This window comes from Achromobacter sp. SIMBA_011 (genome assembly GCF_046535435.1).
GTDB lineage: Bacteria > Pseudomonadota > Gammaproteobacteria > Burkholderiales > Burkholderiaceae_B > Achromobacter > Achromobacter dolens.
The window spans coordinates 1-349 of sequence record NZ_JAWRWN010000143.1; the positions used below are offsets into that span (position 1 = coordinate 1).

General features: G+C 61.9%; 1 pseudogene. It reads right to left on the reverse strand.

From position 1 onward, the window contains the following. A pseudogene (locus SB816_RS30290) lies at positions 1-349 on the reverse strand (hypothetical protein); the annotation flags it as partial.

Sequence of the window (349 nt, forward strand, 5' to 3'; positions counted from 1 at the left end):
CTCCTGTAGATCCTGACGGCGAAGATCATCCAGCCCGCGCTGCACGGCTTCGATCTTGTCGATGGCGATCCTGACGTCCTCGCCAGCCTTCTTTGTGATTTTCACGGCGAGCTTCTTCTCTGCCGCGGCGAGCCGAGTGCGCTGCTCGAACAGATCGGTCTCGAGCTTCCGTGTTCGCTGGCTTCGATACGCGGCGATTGCGGCCGAGATTTCCTCGTCGACACCTACGAGCGCCGCGTCCACCGCCTTCGGAATCTTGATGTCGCTCCCGGCCGCACGCGCGAAGAACAGGCGGCGGAACGTCTCGATGTCCATCTCGGCACCGTAACGTCGCACGTACTCACGATAG